The sequence below is a fragment of the Pseudofrankia coriaricola genome (assembly GCF_032027725.1).
In the GTDB taxonomy this organism is placed as follows: Bacteria; Actinomycetota; Actinomycetes; order Frankiales; family Frankiaceae; genus Pseudofrankia.
Window position 1 is genome coordinate 224,963 of sequence record NZ_JASNFO010000018.1, and the last position, 16,301, is coordinate 241,263.

Sequence of the window (16,301 nt, forward strand, 5' to 3'; positions counted from 1 at the left end):
TCCAGCCCGTCATCCGCCTGCCGGAGAATTCGAACTGCCGGTCGCCGGGCCCGGCGCCCGGCCGGTTCGCGTCGCGTGTTCTCGGATCGCGCGGGCGATGCCCTGCAGCAGCAGCGCGCGCACGGCTCCGTCGGGAGGCTGCGGGCCAAGCCGGGCCGCCATGGCGTTGGCGCTGAGGTAGCCGCGGATGGTCAGGAAGGCGTAACGGACCAGGTCTTCGTCGCTTGCCGCGTCCCCGAGAGCCTTCGCGAGCAGAGGGTGCCACACTTGGGAAAGCTCGGCGGCGTGGGTCTCCACGGCGCGTTTCGTCGACTCGGCGGTGGCCGGCGACTGGGCCAGGTCGAGCATGATCTGCATGATCGCCAGGTGCTCGGGGGAGCCGTAGTGCGTTTCGAGCGCGCCCATCACGCCGGCGAGGCGCTCCTCGAGGGTCTCACCGGACACGGCGGCGGTGCCGAGGTGCCTGGTCAGGCGCTGCCATCGGTCCTGGACCACGGCGAGCAGCAGTGCCTCGCGGGTTCCGAACTGGTGCTGGATGGTGCCCCACGTGACTCCGGCGTGGCGGGCGATGGCGTTGGAGCTGGCCTGGTAATAGCCGTTCTTCAGGATGCACTCGACGACGGCGTCGAGCACGCGGGCCCTGGTGGCGGCGCCGTCCGGCCGCGGGCGGCGGCTCGCGTCCACGGGCCCGGACCCCGATCCGCTCATGCCAGGCCGTAGATCCGTTCCGCGTTGCCGGCGCAGATCAGGTCGCGTTCGTCGTCGGGGATGTCCGCGAACTGGCGGGCCACGATCTCCTGGGAGTGCGGCCAGGTGGTCGCGGGGTGTGGGAAGTCGGTGGACCACAGGATGTTCTCGATCCCGATCAGGTGACGCAGCCCGAGTCCGACCTCGTCGTCCATGAACGTGAGCGCCATGTTGCGGCGGAAGTACTCGCTGGGCTTTCGCCGCACCCCGGGCAGGTCGTAGACGTCCGCCTTGCGGTCGAGGCTGGCCAGGAAGCCCGGCACCCAGTACAGGCTGGGCTCGACGAAGACGATTTTGAGGTCCGGGAACCGTTCGAGGGTGCCGGTGAGGATCCACCAGGCGATCACCTCTGACAGCGCCAGGGCTGGCATCGACGTGAAGATCGCTGCCTGTGGGGTCGGGTCGCGGCGCATGATGTCGTACAGCCAGTGGCGGTTGCCGAGATGGTGGCTGATCGAGATCCCGGTCTCCTGCAGCACGGCCCACAGTGGGTCGTACAGCGGTTCGTGGTAGTCGGGCAGGCCGAGTTCGCTCGGGAAGTTCGGCAGGTGCACCGAGCGGGCGCCGAGTCCGGCGAGGCGCTCGACCTCGGCGACGGCGTAGGCGATGTCGAGGATGGGGACCTGGTAGGACACCGCGAGCCGGTCCGGGTCGTGGGAGGCGAACTCGACGAGGTGGTCGGTGAAGGCGCGGCTGATCGGTTTCCAGTCGCCCTTGACGAGGCCGAACGATCGGAACGCGCTCACCTCGGAGTAGAGGACCTCGGCCCGTACGCCGTCACGGTCCATCGCGGCGAGGCGTGCCACCGGGTCGCGGTAACCGGGGTCACGGAATGCCTCGAGGTCCCAGTCATCCATCGAGATCTTCCGCCCGGCCCGCAGGTGTTCATCGATCCTGGCTTGGGCGGCGATGGCGTCGTCGAACGCGCCGTGCAGCGACCGTGGCACCCGCTCTCGGATCGCGTCGAGGCTCACCGCCACGTGCGAGTCCGCTGAGATCAGCTTGGCCATGTGTCCTCCCAAGATCTTGCGTCCCGGGAACCATAGCACTTACTATCTAGCAGTGTGAGACCTTCTACTGTCGTCACGGACGATTCGGCCATCTTCTGGGACGCGGCCGCCGAGGGCCGGCTGGTCGCGCAGCGGTGTGGCGGGTGTGGGGTGTTGCGTCATCCGCCCCGTCCGATGTGTCCGCACTGCCAGTCGCTCGACTACAAGGCCGAGCAGCTGTCCGGTCGCGGCGCCCTGTACAGCTACGCCCTGCTGCACCACCCGCGCAACCCTGCCTTCGACTACCCGGTCCTGGCCGCGCTCGTCGACCTCGACGAGGGCATCCGGCTGGTGTCGAACCTGGTGGACGTGGCGCCGGGGGACATCCGGATCGGCATGCGGCTGGAGGTCGCGTTTGAGCCGACGGCCGGCGACGGGTCGGTACCGGTGTTCCGGCCGGCACGGAGCGCGTCGTGAGCGGGTTCGGCGGCCGGGCCGCGATCGTCGGGGTCGGCGCGACCGAGTTCTCGCGCCAGGCCGGCCGGACCGAGCTGCGGCTGGCGTGCGAGGCGATCCGGGACGCGCTTCGCGACGCGGGGCTGACCGCCGCGGACGTCGACGGAATCGTCAGCTACACGGTCGACCCCGTCGAGGAGACCGAGCTCGTGCGGGCCGTCGGCTTCCAGGAGATCGGGTTCTCGTCCCGGGTGCCCTACGGCGGCGGCGGCTCCATGGGCACCCTGCTGCACGCCGCCGCCGCGATCACCAGCGGCGCCGCCGAGGTCGTCGTCGCCTACCGGGCCATCCGGGCACGGTCGGGCGCGACCCGGTTCGGTGGCGCGAAGACGGCGGCGTCACCGACGTCCGGGCATTCGGGGACGACGGCGATGCAGTGGTGCATGCCCTACGGGGTACTGACGCCGGCGTCGTGGATGGCGCTGAACGCCACCCGGTACATGCACACCTACGGCGTGACGAGCGCCGACATCGGGCGGGCCGTCGTGCAGCTGCGGGCCTACGCCGAGACGAATCCGGCGGCCTGGGGATACCAGCGGCCGATGACGCTCGAGGACCACCAGGCGTCGCGCTGGATCGCCGAGCCCTGCATCCGACTGTTCGACTGCTGCCAGGAGACCGACGGGTCCGTCGCCCTCGTCATCACGTCGCGGGAGCGCGCCGCCGACCTGCCGAACCGGCCCGCGTTCATCGCCGCCGCGGCGGGCGCCGGCCTCTTCGAGCAGGAGATCGCGTCCGACCACTACAGCCGCGACCTGGCGGTGATGGAGGGGTCGGTGGCGCTGGGCCGCCGGCTGTTCGAGCGGTCCGGGTTCCGGCGCGACGAGCTCGACGCCGCCATGATCTACGACGCGTTCTCACCGATCCTGCTGATGCAGCTCGAGGCCCTCGGGTTCTGCGGGTTCGGCGAGGCGAAGGACTTCGTCGCCGCCGGCAGCCTCGCCCCGGGCGGCGCGCTCCCCACCAACACCAACGGCGGACTCATCGGCGAGGGCTACATCCACGGGCTGAACCTCGTGCTCGAGGCGGTCAGCCAGCTGCGGGGAACGGCCGTGAACCAGGTGCCCGATGCGGCGCGGGTCCTGGTGACCGCGAGCCGCACCGGCGCCATCCTGACCCGGGACTGACCGGTCCATGGGCATCGGCCCGCAGTACCGGAGGCCGCGGTCTCAGTGACGTCGCGGTCCGAGTGACGCCGCAGTCCAGCGACACTGAGGAGAAGTATGCCAAGCGTTCTCGACGGCGTCCGCGTGCTCGACCTGTCCTGGGGCATCGCCGGCCCCGTCACCGGGATGCTCCTGGCCGACCACGGCGCGGACGTGGTCAAGGTCGAGCCGCCCGGCGGCGACCCGTTCCGCGGCAGTCCCGGCTATGACGTCTGGCTGCGGGGGCGGCGCAGCGTCGTCCTCGACCTCAAGCGGGCCGACGAGCGCGACCGGTTCCTGACACTGGTCGAGAAGGCGGACGTCGTGCTGGAGGCCTTCGCGCCGGGCGCGATGGCCCGTCTCGGCCTAGACGCGGAAACGCTGCTGGCCCGCAATCCCCGGCTGGTCGTGTGCTCGATCACCGGGTACGGGCCGCACGCCGGTCACCGCGACCGGCCGGGCTACGAGGCGCTCGTGGCCGCCAGGCTCGGCATCCTGGACACGCAGCGCGGCCACGACGGCGGCGCCGTCCCCTACATGCACGGCGAGGAGCCGTACCTCGCCGACCTCGAGATTCCCGCGGGCATGGAGCCCGGCGCGCCTCGTCGCGGGCCGATCTTCACCTACGCGCCGTGGCTGAGCATGGGGGCCGCGTTCCTCGCCTCCACCGGCATCAACGCGGCGTTGTTCGCCCGTGAGCACACCGGTCGCGGCCAGCACGTCGAGACATCCCTGCTGCAGGCCGCGCTGAGCGGAACCGCGTCGAAGTGGCAGCGGGTCGGCCGGCCCGACGCGGTCGGTTACCGCTCCTGGGTGTACGACCGGCGAGCTCCGAAGGGCTTCTTCCAGTGCTCCGACGGGCGCTGGATCGAGCAGTGGGTACCGAACCCCCGCTTCGCAATCAGCAGCGCCGACGGCGACACCCTGGCCGAGCGCCGCGACATCACCAGCGCGCGCGAGGACCCGGACCGGATCGGGCCCGACCCTGAAAGCATCGTCATCCTCGCCCACTACTTCCCGGAGATGGTCGAGGCCTTCGCCCGGTTCCCCAGCGACGAGTGGGTCACCGTCGCCGCGCGGGCGGGCGTCCCGCTGCAGCCAGTCCGCACCCCGGAGGAGGCGCTGCGCGACCCGGCGCTGCTTGCCGAGCACGCCGTCATCGAGCTCGACCATCCCGAGCACGGGCCGCTGCGTCAGGCAGGCATCCTCTACGGACTCAGCCGCACGCCGGGGGAGGCGCGGGGCCCGGTGCCGCGCGTCGGCGAACACACCGACAGCGTCCTGGCCGGCGGATCCGCTTCCAAGGGATCTCCGGTACGAGCCGGCGCGGCGCCGACGCCGGTGGCGAGCCGGCGAGCCCCGCTCGAGGGGATCACCGTGCTCGACCTCGGCTTCGCGGTCGCCGGCCCGTTCGGCACCCAGGTGCTCGCCGACCTCGGCGCGAACGTCATCAAGGTCAACGCTCTTCGTGACCGCTGGTGGCACGCCCAGCACATCGCCTACGGCGCCAACCGCGGCAAGCGCAGCATCGGCATCGATCTGAAGACCCCGGACGGCCTCGCGGTCCTGCACCGGCTCGTCGCCTCCGCCGACGTCGTGCACTCCAACATGCGCCGGGGCGCGCTGGCGCGGCTGAAGTGCGACGAGGCCGCCCTGCGCGAGATCAACCCGAACATCATCTACTGCCACACCCGCGGCTTCGACCGCGGCCCCCGCTCCGACTCGCCCGGCAACGACCAGACCGGCAACTCGCTGGCCGGCGTCACCTGGGAGGACGGCGGCTGCTGGGACGGTGGCAAGCCGTTCTGGAGCCTCACCTCGCTGGGTGACACCGGCAACGGATTCTTCTCCGCGATCGGCGTCATCCAGGCCCTCTACCACCGGGCGCGCACCGGCGAGGCACAGTCCGTCGATACCTCCATCCTCAACGCCGGTCTCCTGGTCGCGTCCATGGCCGCCGTCAAGGCCGACGGCAGCGCGCTCCCGCGGCCGCGCCTCGACCGCATGCAGCTCGGGCTCGATGACCTCTACCGGCTCTACGAGACAGGCGACGGATGGGCGTGCGTCGCCGCGGTCACCCCGCCACACCGCGACGCGCTCGCCGCGGCCACGGGCATCGACCTCGACCGGCTCGACGCGGCCCACCTCGAGCCCTGGTTCCGTGCCCGGCCGGGTACAGAGGCGTTCGCCCTTCTCGACGCCGCGGGCGTCCCCGTCGAACTGTGCGACGCGGAATTCGGCCGGCACGTCTTCGACGACCCGGAGATGGACGCCCACGAGCTCGTCGTGCATCAGCAGCACCCGAAACTCGGCAGCTTCGAACACTTCGGCAAGACCATCCAGCTGTCCGACACCCCGCAGCACATCTGGGGCCCGCCACCCGTCTGCGGCCAGCACACCCGCGAGCTCCTGCGCGAGCACGGCTTCGACGACGCCGACATCGACAAGCTCGTCGCCGCCGGAGCGGTGTTCGAAGAGCACTGGGTCGAATGAGCCAGCGTCGAATGAGCCAGCCAGGAGCACCGGACCGGCCAGGGCAGGCCGCGAGCGGGGGTCTCGACGTGGTGACAGGGGTCAACGGCCACCGGCCCGGCCAGCCCGGTCTGACGGGCCGGACCAACCTCGAGATCGACGTGTCGGACGCCGTCGACCTGCCGGGCACGCACGTGCTGCATGGCTGGCTGCGCATGCCGACGGCGACCTGGCCGGGGCCGCGAACCCCGCTCGTCTACTGCCTCGCCGGCGGCCGCTGCACCACCGCCTACTTCGACCTGCACGTCGACGGTCTCGACGGGTGGAGCATGGCCGAGCATCTCGCCAGCCGGGGCGCCATCGTCGTGGCGCTCGACCATCTCGGCATCGGCGCGTCGAGCGCGGTGGACGACATCTTCCTGGTGACGCCTCGGATGCTCGCGGCCATCCACGCCCGTGCCCTGGGCATGGTCAGGGAGATGGTCGACGGCGACGTGCTGGCCGTCGGCCTTGGGCATTCCATGGGCGGCATGCTCGCCACGGTCCAGCAGGCACGCCACCGCTGTTTCGACGCGCTCGTCGGCCTCGGCCACGGCGGCGACGGGCTGCCGCAGTTCATCAGCGACGCCGACCGGCCCGCCGGCGACGCGCTGCACGACCACCTTCGCGCCCTGGCCCGGGCCCACGCCGAGCGGCCGCCCGGCCGCGGCCGACGACTACCACCGAACTCGTTCTTCCTGCCCGACGTCCCCGCCCCGGTCCGCGCCGCGTTCGTCGCCCAGCAGGCCGAACTACTGCACAGCTGCGGCATGGCATCACTGATCCCTGGGGCGACGGATACGGAGAAGGCCAGCATCGACATCCCCCTGTTCCTCGCGTTCGGTGACCACGACCTCACCGACGACTACCTCGGGAACCTCGCCCGCTACCGATCCGTGAGGGACGCGACCCTGTTCGTCCTACGCGGCTCAGCGCACTGCCACAACCAGGCCATGACCAGGACGGTGCTCTGGGACCGCATCGCCAGCTGGCTCACGTCCGTCGGCATCTCGTTACCGGGCTAACCCGACGGGGCGGGTAGCCGGACCACCCTGTTCTGGCTGGCGAGTACACCGACTGATCCGCACCGAGCCCGTATGCGGCGACGCCAAGCGGGTCTTCCACCTCGAACGTCCTCAGGCCAGCCATCCATAACTCGGGTCCAGCGGGCGGCTGGGTGCTGCTCGATATTTCGGTGGAGGCATTTGTGCGCGGCGTCGCGCAGCTGCACGCCCGGATGTTCGATGAGGACGGCCGGTTGCTGGCGACCGCTGGGTAGTCCGCTGTGCTGCGTCCGCCCCGTCGGCTGTGACGCGGTGGGCGGGCGGCCCGGCCCCGCTGATCAGCGCTGGGTGTCCGTGGTGGCCCGCCGGGCGATGTCGCGGCCGATGATCTCTTTCATGATTTCGTTGGTGCCGCCGAAGATCGGCTGGATGCGGGCATCGGCGTAGGCGCGGGTGATCGGATATTCCCACATGAAGCCGTAGCCGCCGTGCAGCTGCACGCACCGGTCGACGACTCGGTTCTGCAGGTCGGTCAGCCACCATTTGACCTTGGCGGCGTCCACCGCCGCCAGTGAGTCGTCGCTCAGGGCGAGGACGGCGCGGTCGTGGTAGGCCTGTGCGACGTCCAGCTCGGTGGCGATTTCGGCGAGGGTGAACCGGGTGTTCTGGAAGTCGCCGATCGGCTGGCCGAAGGCGCGGCGCCCGAAGCAGTACTCGACGGTCCAGTCGTAGGCGGCGCGGGCGAACGCGTAGGACGTGGCGGCGATCGACAGCCGCTCGAGCGGCAGCCGTTCCATGAGGTGGGCCAGGCCGCGGCCCTCCGTGCCGAGCAGGGCGGTCGCGGGCAGCGTGATGTCGTCGAAGAACAGTTCGGCGGTGTCGTTACCGCGCAGGCCGAGCTTCTCGAGCTTGCGGCCATGGCGGAAGCCGGCGGCCGTGCTGTCGACCAGGAACAGGCTGTACCCGCGGGAGCCGGCGGCGGGGTCCGTGCGGGCGAAGACGATGACGACGTCGGCCAGGATGCCGTTGGTGATGAAGGTCTTGCTGCCGGACAGGCGCCAGCCGTCGCCGTCGCGGACCGCGCTGGTGCGGATGCCCTGCAGGTCGCTGCCCGCGCCCGGCTCGGTCATCGCCAGCGCGCCGATCGCCTCCCCCGCGCACAACCGCGGCAGCCAGGCCGCCTGCTGCTCGGGAGTGCCGAGGTCCCTCAGATAGGGGACGACGAGGTCGTCCTGCACGGACGTGCCGGCGTTGAAGGACGCCGCGCCGACCCTGGCCAGCTCCTCAATGAGCACCAGCCGATACCGGTAGTCGCGTTCGCCGGCACCCCCATACTCGGCCGGTGCGGCGATACCCAGCAGCCCCTGGGCGCCGGCGGCCAGCCAGGCCGACCGGTCCACGAGACCCTTCTCCAACCAGGCATCCTGATGGGGAACCACCTCACGCTCGACGAACGTGCGTGCGGTCTCCCGCAGCGCCTCGTGGTCAGGCCCGAAGAGTTCTCGCCGCACGTCGACACGCTCCTCACCCAGACTGGGGCCAACTCCAACAAGGTGTGACAATAGCAGTAACTATGTTGTAGGAGGCGCGATGAAGTTGGTGGCATTGCGTGACCGGGCGGGAAGTGCCGTGGGTCACCTGCCAGAACGGGGCGTGCCGTTGCCGGAGCCCAGGGCGGTGCCACACCAGAACCCCGCTGGACCGTTCCCGCCGGGGACCACGGCGTAGGCGTCTCCAGACGCGTTCACCCGCAGGAAGTTGAAGCATCTTGCCGGTGCCTTCGGCTGGCTGAGATCGGTGGGCGCGATCAGGCCGCCGGCCGAGTAGTCGTGCACCTGGCGCAGGTTGTGGATGAACGCCTCGCGGGTGGGGCACTGCCCGGCACGGTCGAGGCCGACGAGCATCTCGTCGGCCGCCACGTAGGAGGCGAGCGCGACCTCCTCGTTCGGGTCGGCGAGTTCCGGCGCGTAGGCGGCCATGGCCTCGTGGTAGACGCGCATGGTGGGGGAGTCCTGCTGGAAGGACTGGTAGCCCACGAGAACCGACATGCCGGCCATGTCGCGGCCCCTGGCGGCGAGCAGCTCCATGTTGTAGCCGGCGGTGGTCAGTGCCACCTTCAGCCTGATGCCCGCGGCCTTCGCCGCGGCGTAGATGTCGACGTAAGCGCCCAACTGCAGCACGCCGATGAGCGCGTCGGCGCCGGTCCTCTCGAGGCTGTCGATCACGTGGGTCGGGTTGGAGACGGACTGGGTGTAGTCGCTCGTGCCGACGACCGTCACGCCCTGGGAGGTCAGGCTGGGCGCGAACTGCGTCGCCAGGCCGTGCGACGCCGGGGCGGACGGGTCGATGACGAGGTAGGCCCTCGTCCCACCCTGCTTCTTCACGTACTCACCGAAGGTGGAGACCGGGTTTCCCTCGTTGAACAGCGACCCGAAGGTGAACATGTTGTCGTGGTCGTCGGTCCAGGAGCTGTCGGTGGCGACCCCGACCACCGGCACGCCGGCCTCGTCCAGCCATGCGGCGGACGGCCCGATGCCGATGGTCTGCGCGATGAGGCCGAAGACCTGCTCGTTGTCGAGGAGGTCGTGCGCCGCGTGGGTGAACCCCTCGGCGCTCGACTCGTCGTCGCGCCACTCGAGGACGACCTGCCGCCCGTGTATGCCGCCGTTCGCGTTCTGGTGGTCGATCCGCGCCTCGACGGCGCTGCGTGCCGATCGGAAGCCGGTCGCGACCGCGCCGCCGGTGTCCGGGTAGATGAGTCCGATCTTGATCGACTTGCTGGTCACGCCCGGCGATGCGCAGGGGCCGCCCGCGGCGTCCGCCGCGCTGGGCGAGGACGAGGAGGCTGCACAACCAGTGAGGGCGGACAGCCCGACGAGTAAGGCGGCGGTCGCTGAGGTGACCACTCGCGCACGCATGCGCTGAGGGCTCATGACGTCATGTCTCCTGCCCGAATTCGAAAGAAGCGACAGCATAGCAACAGTGATGTATCTCGCACTATCTCATCTGAGGTGGCTCGTTACGACCGAGGGGCTGCCAGCCCCGAGCAAATGATTTCGACGTCGCCGTCAGCTACGCGGACATCCGTCAGGTGTCGGGCTCTCGAAACCCGTTGGCCGCCCAGTCGCTTCGCGGCCATCCCGTTCGGTTCGGTGACCGGGCTGGATCCTGACCGAACGATCGTTGGAGTGGCCACCAGCGGCGCCCTGCGGCGGACGCCATGGCTCGCGGCGAAGCCGTTCGGTGGTCATCATCACATAGTGAGTGCTACCTTTGGTCGCCTGAGGTGGCGTCAGGGAATCGAACATGGTGGTCGGAGCGGAGGTCGAGGCGGCCCGATGAGCGTTCGGTCGACTATGTCCGCGATTTCGCCGCGCAGGTGCCGTCGCGGGTCATCTCGGCTCTCGTTGGCGTGCCGAGCGAGGACCAGGAGGAGTTGCGCCGGCTCGTCGACGGGATGTTCCACATCGAGCCGGGTGTGGGCATGGTCAACGAGAAGGCGGCGACGGCGGGACTCGCCCTGGCCGGCTACCTCGCGGACCTGGCGGCGGAGCGTCGCCGGTCACCGCGCGAGGACATGGTCACTGACCTCGTCAACGCGGAGATCACTGACAATACCGGTGGGTCCCGTCGGCTCGGCACCGACGAGTGCGTCCGTTTCGCCCTGCTGCTCTACTCGGCGGGAACGGAGACCGTTGCCAAGCTGCTGGGCAACGCGGCCGTCATCCTCGCCGATCACCCGGCGCAGCTTGCCGACCTCACTGCCGATCCGAGGCTCATCCCGGGTGCGGTCGAGGAACTGCTGCGCTACGAGGCGCCGTCTCCCGTTCAGGGACGCTGGACGACCCGTGACGTGACCCTGCGCGGCGTGGACATTCCCAAGGACTCCAAGGTCCTCCTGCTCACTGGCAGCGCCGGGCGTGACCCGCGAGCCTTCGACGACCCCGACCGCTTCGATGTCCGCCGGGCGGGGCAGCGGCACCTGGCGTTCGGCCACGGCGTGCACTTCTGCCTCGGCGCGGCGCTGGCCCGGCTCGAGGGACGCGTCGCGCTGGAGGAAACCCTGAGGCGCTTCCCGTCCTGGAGCGTCGACCACAGCCGGCTGGAACGGGTGCACACCAGCACGGTGCGTGGGTATGCGTCGGTCCCTATCTCGGTCTGACTGACGGGTTTCGGCACCGTGAACAGCGACCCGTTCCATCGTCGTGACCTACTGGTCTGCCAAGGAATAGCGACGGACTTCGCTGGCTGGCCTACGCGTTTCTCGCCTGCAGCTCCGTGGCGACGATGCCGGCGAGAAAGCGCGTTCGGGTCGCGGCCTCGCGCTCGGCGATGGGTGGGCAGGCGGACTCGGCGAGCTGCTGGCTTATGGCGAAGCCGCGGATGGCGTGGAACAGCACGGTGCTGCGGCCCGGGTCGGCGTCCTCGCCGAGGGTTTCGGTGAGGAGGCGTCTGATTTCGCCGGCGACGCGCTCTGCCTGACTGCGCAGGCTTTCCGTCGCGTCGGCCGAGGTGTCGGGGTCATGTTGGAGGTTGAGGAGAATCTGCAGGCGAGCGAGGAAGGTCGGTTCGCTGTAGTACTGGGCGAGCAGGTCGTAGAGGGAGTGAATCCGTGTTTCGAGGGTGTCGCCCTCGACGTGGCGTTCGGCGATGGCGTCGATGAAGCGGCGGTTGAGTTCTTCGGCAGCGGCGATCATCAGGGCTTCGCGGGAGCCGAAATAGTACTGGATGGCACCCCAGCTGACGTTCGCGCGCCGGGCGATCTCGTTGGTGCTGGCCCGGTAGAAGCCGAGCTCCAGGATGCAGGCGACGGCCGCGTCCAGGATCTGGGTCCGGCCCGCCGGGTCCTTCGTCGCGCGGCCCCTCCGGGACCGGTCCCGAGGTGCCTGCCCCGTGACACCCTCGATCGCCTCCGCCACGGTGCTCCTTCCAGTTCTTCCAGCCGGTCTGCCGCGCCGATGACGGCGCCGGGGCCGCCGATGCGGATCGCCCGGATCGGCAGCGTCTGCCCGGTGCCTGCCCGAGCGTGTGGGTGTTGCCAGGCGATCCTTTCATCCCCGCGCGACCGCATCGTCCGGTCGTAGAGCGCAACGGTGACGTCGTGCACGGGGTTAGCTCCAGTACGGCCGACCGGTACCGATCAGTATGCGGCTGGATCGGCGGCCGTAGACGTAGGAACCGCTGAGCGCGTCCGTGCCGTCGACCCTCCCAGACGGTCGCATCGCGAGGCTGAATGCCGAGGATGGGGCCTGTATCGGAGACGGGACCATCCGGCGGGCGCGGCCGCTCTGTGGTCAATGCCACATAGTGTTCACTATATAAATCTGTGGCGTCTGTCGCAGGAACAGCCATAGCTTGCTGGCCATGCTCGCCGCCGCCGCCGTCTCCGCGCACCCTGATGATCCGCTCGCCGGTCTGGCTGTGGACGAGCAGCCGGAACGACCTGCGCCCGAAGGCTGGACGACGGTCTCGGTCCACGCCGCGACGCTGAACCATCACGAGCTCTTCAGCCTTCGAGGGGTCGGCCTGCCAGCGGAACGACTGCCGATGATCATCGGCTGCGATGCCGCCGGCGTGGCCGAGGACGGACGGGACGTGATCGTTCACGCGGCCATCGGGGACCCGGCCGTCTCTGGCGGCGACGAGACGCTCAACCCCAGGCGCACCCCGTTCTCCGAACTGCACCCCGGCACGCTCGCCGAGCGGGTCGCCGCACCGACCCAGAACCTGGTGCCCAAGTCGGCGTCGCTGACCTGGGACGAGTTCCGCGCAGCGGATGGACGGCTGGTCGCGGAGATGAAGACCATCGTCATCGTCACGGCCCGGATGCCGACCGCTCCTGACGCCGACGACGCCGCAAAACCATGACCACTGGCCGCCGGTCCCAGAACGGGCGGCCAGTCAGAAGGAGACGGATGAAGATCGACGCGAGCCTGTCCGACGACATCGGAGTGACGCAGGCGGATGCCGCGAGAATTGAGAGTAGCGGCTATGCGGGAGCCTGGACCGCCGAGACCAAGCACGATCCCTTTCTGCAGAGCCTGCAGGCCGCCATGGCGACCGAGACCCTCACCGTGGGGACCGCGATCGTCGTCGCGTTCGGCCGATCGCCTATGACACTCGCGAACGCTGGCTACGACCTCGCGCTCTACTCCCGGGGTCGTTTCGTGCTCGGCCTCGGCTCGCAGATCAAGCCCCACATCGAGCGTCGCTTCTCCATGCCGTGGTCAAACCCGGCTGCTCGCATGCGAGAGCTGATCCTAGCGACCCGCGCCATCTGGGCAGCCTGGCACGACGGCGTGAAGCTCGACTTCCGCGGCGACTTCTACTCGCACACCCTCATGACCCCGTTCTTCACACCTGAGCCGCACGAGTTCGGGCCGCCCCCGGTCTACCTCGCCGGGGTCGGTGAGAAGATGACCGAAGTCGCTGGCGAGGTTGCAGACGGGTTCTTCGTCCACCCGTTCACGACCATGCGGTACCTAGAGAAAGTCACGATTCCGGCACTCCTGCGCGGGCGTGCCAAGGCGGGCAAGGGTGGCCTCGATGGCTTCGTCATCAACGGTCCATCCTTCGTCACCATCGGCCGCACGGAGGACGACCTGGCGACCGCGATCCGCGGCACGAAGACCCGGATCGCCTTCTACGGCTCCACGCCTGCCTACCGCCAGGTACTCGAAATACACGGATGGGGTGACGCGCAGGACGAGCTCAACACCCTGTCCAAGCAGGGCCGCTGGGATGACATGGCCGACGTGATCACCGACGAGATGCTGCACGAATTCTCCATCGTCGGCACCCCGGCCGAGGTCGGACCCAAGCTCGTCGCCAAGGTCAACAAGGCCTATGAGCGCATCACATTCTACAGCGGGTACAACGCTGAGCCGTCGCTATGGGCCGATCTCCTCGCCGCCACCAAGTAGGAAGTCCCCGTCGCCTACGTCGTACTCGGTCGTCAGCGAGGGATCGATCACCACCTATGGCCAGTTTGTCGCGGCACGTGGAGGCAGGAGAGCCGCCATCGTCGAGGACCCGAACTCGGCTGCTACCCGCTCCTACAGCGACGGGATGGTGCGAAGCCTGACCGCGGCGGGCGTTCAGGTGGTGGCACGCATCGCTTACACGGCGGGCCAGAGTCCCGCCGCGCAGACGGCTGCGAACATCGCGGCCAGTCGAGCGGATGCGGTGATCGGCCAGGTGGCCCCCGACAGTCTCCGCGAGATCATCGCTGCCACACGCCAAGCCGGTCTTGGTTTCAAGGTCGTTTTATCTGGCGCCGTGTACGACAGGGAGCTGCTTGACGTCCCGATAAATATGCTCTACTCGGCCGGGCTGCCTGTGCGCCGAATACATCCGCGGCTCTTCCAGGCTATTCACGGTACGGGTCGTCACCTTGGACGGTTCGCCGCTACCAACGATCAGGCGGCGAGTCGCATCATAGGTCGGGTACGGTGGTGGCGTCCCCTACCACTGTTCTCCCGTCGAGACTACGGACTGACTGTTGCAGGCTGTGGAGAAACGCTCGGCTGTTGGTGGACAGCCCGGTGAACGAACCCGTTACGAGTTGGTATGCGGCCTCGGCCATGGTCTCCAAGCTCTCCGCCGCCTGTGGTTGAGCGCGCATCCCGGCGACTGCTCGGGCGGACTGGCTCTCCGTGACGGCGACCTTGTGCGGGTAGAGCCCGTTGATATGGACACCGGTTCCGTGTAATTCGGCGGCGAGACCGAGTGTAAAGCGTTCGAGGGCGGCTTTCGAGGCGCCGTATGCCGTCAGTCCGTGGACCGTCCCTGCCGGGGCGAGGTACGGCACAGGTTGTTGGTGGATGCTGTCGCTCAACAGGTTGACGATCCTGCCCCAGCCTTTGTCCTTCATCATTGGAAGAGCTTGCTGGATCAGATCGACGGGTGCATGCAGGTTCACCTCGAACATCGTCCGCCGCTGGCCCAGCGTGACGCCGCTTGGAGGCGCCTGATGGACGTCGCCGAGCGCCGCATTGTTTACGATGATATCTGGAGGGCCGAAGAGCGATGACGCTCGATCAACGAGATCCGATCTTGACGCCCCGTCTGCGAGATCAGCCTCGATCAGGCCATGAGCGGCGCCAGCCTTCCTCAAGATCTCGAGTGTTTCGCTGACGAAGTCCTCGGAGGTATCGACGCAGGTGAATACCACCGCTGCTCCATGGGCCGCGAGGCGACACATGATCGCTCGTCCGATGCCACGGCGACCACCGGTGACCAACGCTATATGGCCCGTGAGAGCACTCAGCTCGCGATCGTGTGATGACGTATCCATTACCGGGCCCTCCTTACGTCGGCAAGAAGCTGGATGAGATCGGCCTGCTGCCAGCCGTTGACGAGCGTGGTCCCGGAAAGGTCCCAGACCGGCCGTCCCAACTCCGCCAACAGCTCGAGACTTGTAGTCAGCCGTCCAGTCAGGCCGCTCGACGGCTCGGCGGTCGCGAGCGTGAGGATCGCCTCGGCCATCGTCTCGAGCGGCTCGCAGGCCGTCGCGGGCATCTGGCCGGCTTTGATCGACATGAGCACGGCTTCGGTCGCCGCAGCCCCGGTGGGCGCGATCGCATTGAGGGCCACCCCAGCGTCTTCGTACTCGGCCGCCGCGCTGACGGTCCATCGGTCGAGCATCGCCTTGGTGGAACCGTACGCCGAACCTCGGTAGGCGACAGCGCCCGCCGAAAACGGCGGACCATTGGGGATACGAGCGGAGATGGACGTTACATTGACTACCGACCCTCGACCTCGCGCCGCCATTCCTTGGAGCGCTCTGCGGGCGAGTTGCCATGGTGCCCAGACGTTGACCTCCTGCATCGCCCGCAGTTCCTCGTCGGCCCAGGCCGTAAAGCGTTTGAAGCCGCCGATCGCCGCGTTGTTGACCAGGATGTCGACTGGGCCGAGATCGGCCTCGACTCGGTCGATGAGCCAGTCCCTGCCTGGGATCGGCTCTTCGAGGTTGATTTCGACCGGGAGGACGTTGCCGCCCGCGGCCTCGATATATTCAGCGGTGCGCCGAAGCGAGCTGCCGAACCGCTCGGCATCGAGGGAGCGCGCGGTGATCGCAACCGCCGCACCCTCGGCGGCGAGGCGGATCGCTGCCGCCTTTCCGATGCCACGGCTGGCGCCAGTGACGATCGCGACGCGCCCATGACACAAATCACCCAAGATGGCAACTCCCTACATTTACCATGCGGCCTGTTTTCGGCCGGAACCTATAGCTCCGTTGAGTCGCGTCGGTGTGCGGAATCCAGCTCGCTCGTCGTTGTATGGCAGCCACGATGTCGTGTTCACCGCGGGGCGCAGGACCGGGCGTCGCCGATGAATCCCGAGACGTCACGAGGATCGCCGGCCGGTGTGGACCTAGCCAGGGCGGA

General features: G+C 68.9%; 15 protein-coding genes and 1 pseudogene. 9 read left to right on the forward strand and 7 right to left on the reverse strand.

What is annotated here, in order from left to right:
• Window positions 1-9 precede the first annotated feature (9 nt).
• Together QOZ89_RS11310 and QOZ89_RS11315 are read right to left on the reverse strand one after the other, a co-directional pair.
• Window positions 10-708: a TetR/AcrR family transcriptional regulator gene (locus QOZ89_RS11310; protein ID WP_083420144.1), complete on the reverse strand. Its 699-nt coding sequence runs from the start codon at window positions 706-708 to the stop codon at window positions 10-12.
• The gene (locus QOZ89_RS11315; protein WP_071054737.1) at window positions 705-1,757 is read right to left on the reverse strand and encodes an amidohydrolase family protein; all 1,053 of its coding nucleotides are present in this window, start codon (window positions 1,755-1,757) and stop codon (window positions 705-707) included. Before QOZ89_RS11315 ends, QOZ89_RS11310 begins: the two co-directional genes overlap by 4 nt.
• Window positions 1,758-1,811: 54 nt before the next feature.
• Between QOZ89_RS11315 and QOZ89_RS11320 the strand changes: the two genes are divergently transcribed.
• From QOZ89_RS11320 to QOZ89_RS47285, 5 genes are all read left to right on the forward strand, one after another.
• A complete protein-coding gene (locus QOZ89_RS11320; protein ID WP_071054734.1) occupies window positions 1,812-2,213 on the forward strand; it encodes a Zn-ribbon domain-containing OB-fold protein in 402 nt (133 codons plus the stop codon).
• On the forward strand, window positions 2,210-3,379 hold the full coding sequence (locus QOZ89_RS11325; protein ID WP_071054731.1) for a thiolase C-terminal domain-containing protein: 1,170 nt from the start codon (window positions 2,210-2,212) through the stop codon (window positions 3,377-3,379). The genes QOZ89_RS11320 and QOZ89_RS11325 overlap by 4 nt, the downstream gene beginning before the upstream one ends.
• A 96-nt stretch (window positions 3,380-3,475) precedes the next feature.
• Window positions 3,476-5,890 (forward strand): CaiB/BaiF CoA transferase family protein, encoded by a 2,415-nt coding sequence (locus QOZ89_RS11330; protein WP_071054727.1) that lies wholly within the window; start codon window positions 3,476-3,478, stop codon window positions 5,888-5,890.
• 11 nt (window positions 5,891-5,901) lie between these two features.
• The gene (locus tag QOZ89_RS11335) at window positions 5,902-6,933 is read left to right on the forward strand and encodes an alpha/beta hydrolase (protein WP_312623721.1); all 1,032 of its coding nucleotides are present in this window, start codon (window positions 5,902-5,904) and stop codon (window positions 6,931-6,933) included.
• Window positions 6,934-7,055: 122 nt separating this feature from the next.
• The gene (locus tag QOZ89_RS47285; RefSeq protein WP_397428721.1) at window positions 7,056-7,187 is read left to right on the forward strand and encodes a hypothetical protein; all 132 of its coding nucleotides are present in this window, start codon (window positions 7,056-7,058) and stop codon (window positions 7,185-7,187) included.
• Window positions 7,188-7,250: 63 nt separating this feature from the next.
• Here the strand turns inward: QOZ89_RS47285 and QOZ89_RS11340 are convergent, their stop codons facing one another.
• A complete protein-coding gene (locus QOZ89_RS11340) occupies window positions 7,251-8,423 on the reverse strand; it encodes an acyl-CoA dehydrogenase family protein (protein WP_312623723.1) in 1,173 nt (390 codons plus the stop codon).
• 123 nt (window positions 8,424-8,546) lie between these two features.
• The gene (locus QOZ89_RS11345) at window positions 8,547-9,845 is read right to left on the reverse strand and encodes an ABC transporter substrate-binding protein (RefSeq protein WP_312623724.1); all 1,299 of its coding nucleotides are present in this window, start codon (window positions 9,843-9,845) and stop codon (window positions 8,547-8,549) included.
• Window positions 9,846-10,324: 479 nt separating this feature from the next.
• On the opposite strand from QOZ89_RS11345, the gene QOZ89_RS11350 reads away from it, so the two are divergent.
• Window positions 10,325-11,074 carry a cytochrome P450 gene (locus QOZ89_RS11350; protein ID WP_312623725.1) on the forward strand — a complete coding sequence of 250 codons (750 nt, stop codon included), beginning with the start codon at window positions 10,325-10,327 and terminating at the stop codon, window positions 11,072-11,074.
• Between the two features lie 91 nt (window positions 11,075-11,165).
• On the opposite strand, the gene QOZ89_RS11355 is transcribed toward QOZ89_RS11350, so the two are convergent.
• Window positions 11,166-11,831 (reverse strand): TetR/AcrR family transcriptional regulator, encoded by a 666-nt coding sequence (locus tag QOZ89_RS11355; RefSeq protein ID WP_312623726.1) that lies wholly within the window; start codon window positions 11,829-11,831, stop codon window positions 11,166-11,168.
• A 445-nt stretch (window positions 11,832-12,276) separates the two neighbouring features.
• Between QOZ89_RS11355 and QOZ89_RS11360 the strand changes: the two are divergent.
• The 3 genes and pseudogenes from QOZ89_RS11360 to QOZ89_RS11370 all read left to right on the forward strand — a co-directional run.
• Window positions 12,277-12,675 (forward strand): annotated as a pseudogene (locus tag QOZ89_RS11360) (alcohol dehydrogenase catalytic domain-containing protein); the annotation flags it as partial.
• Window positions 12,676-12,827: 152 nt separating this feature from the next.
• Complete coding sequence (locus QOZ89_RS11365; RefSeq protein ID WP_071054709.1) at window positions 12,828-13,835, forward strand: LLM class F420-dependent oxidoreductase; 1,008 nt, start codon at window positions 12,828-12,830, stop codon at window positions 13,833-13,835.
• Complete coding sequence (locus QOZ89_RS11370; RefSeq protein WP_312623727.1) at window positions 13,759-14,460, forward strand: ABC transporter substrate-binding protein; 702 nt, start codon at window positions 13,759-13,761, stop codon at window positions 14,458-14,460. Before QOZ89_RS11365 ends, QOZ89_RS11370 begins: the two co-directional genes overlap by 77 nt.
• Here QOZ89_RS11370 and QOZ89_RS11375 read toward each other — a convergent pair.
• Both QOZ89_RS11375 and QOZ89_RS11380 read right to left on the reverse strand, forming a co-directional pair.
• Window positions 14,348-15,208 (reverse strand): SDR family NAD(P)-dependent oxidoreductase, encoded by an 861-nt coding sequence (locus QOZ89_RS11375; RefSeq protein ID WP_312623728.1) that lies wholly within the window; start codon window positions 15,206-15,208, stop codon window positions 14,348-14,350. The two genes, QOZ89_RS11370 and QOZ89_RS11375, sit on opposite strands and share 113 nt — an antisense overlap.
• A complete protein-coding gene (locus tag QOZ89_RS11380) occupies window positions 15,208-16,092 on the reverse strand; it encodes an SDR family NAD(P)-dependent oxidoreductase (RefSeq protein WP_312623729.1) in 885 nt (294 codons plus the stop codon). The genes QOZ89_RS11375 and QOZ89_RS11380 overlap by 1 nt, the downstream gene beginning before the upstream one ends.
• Window positions 16,093-16,301: the final 209 nt, after the last annotated feature.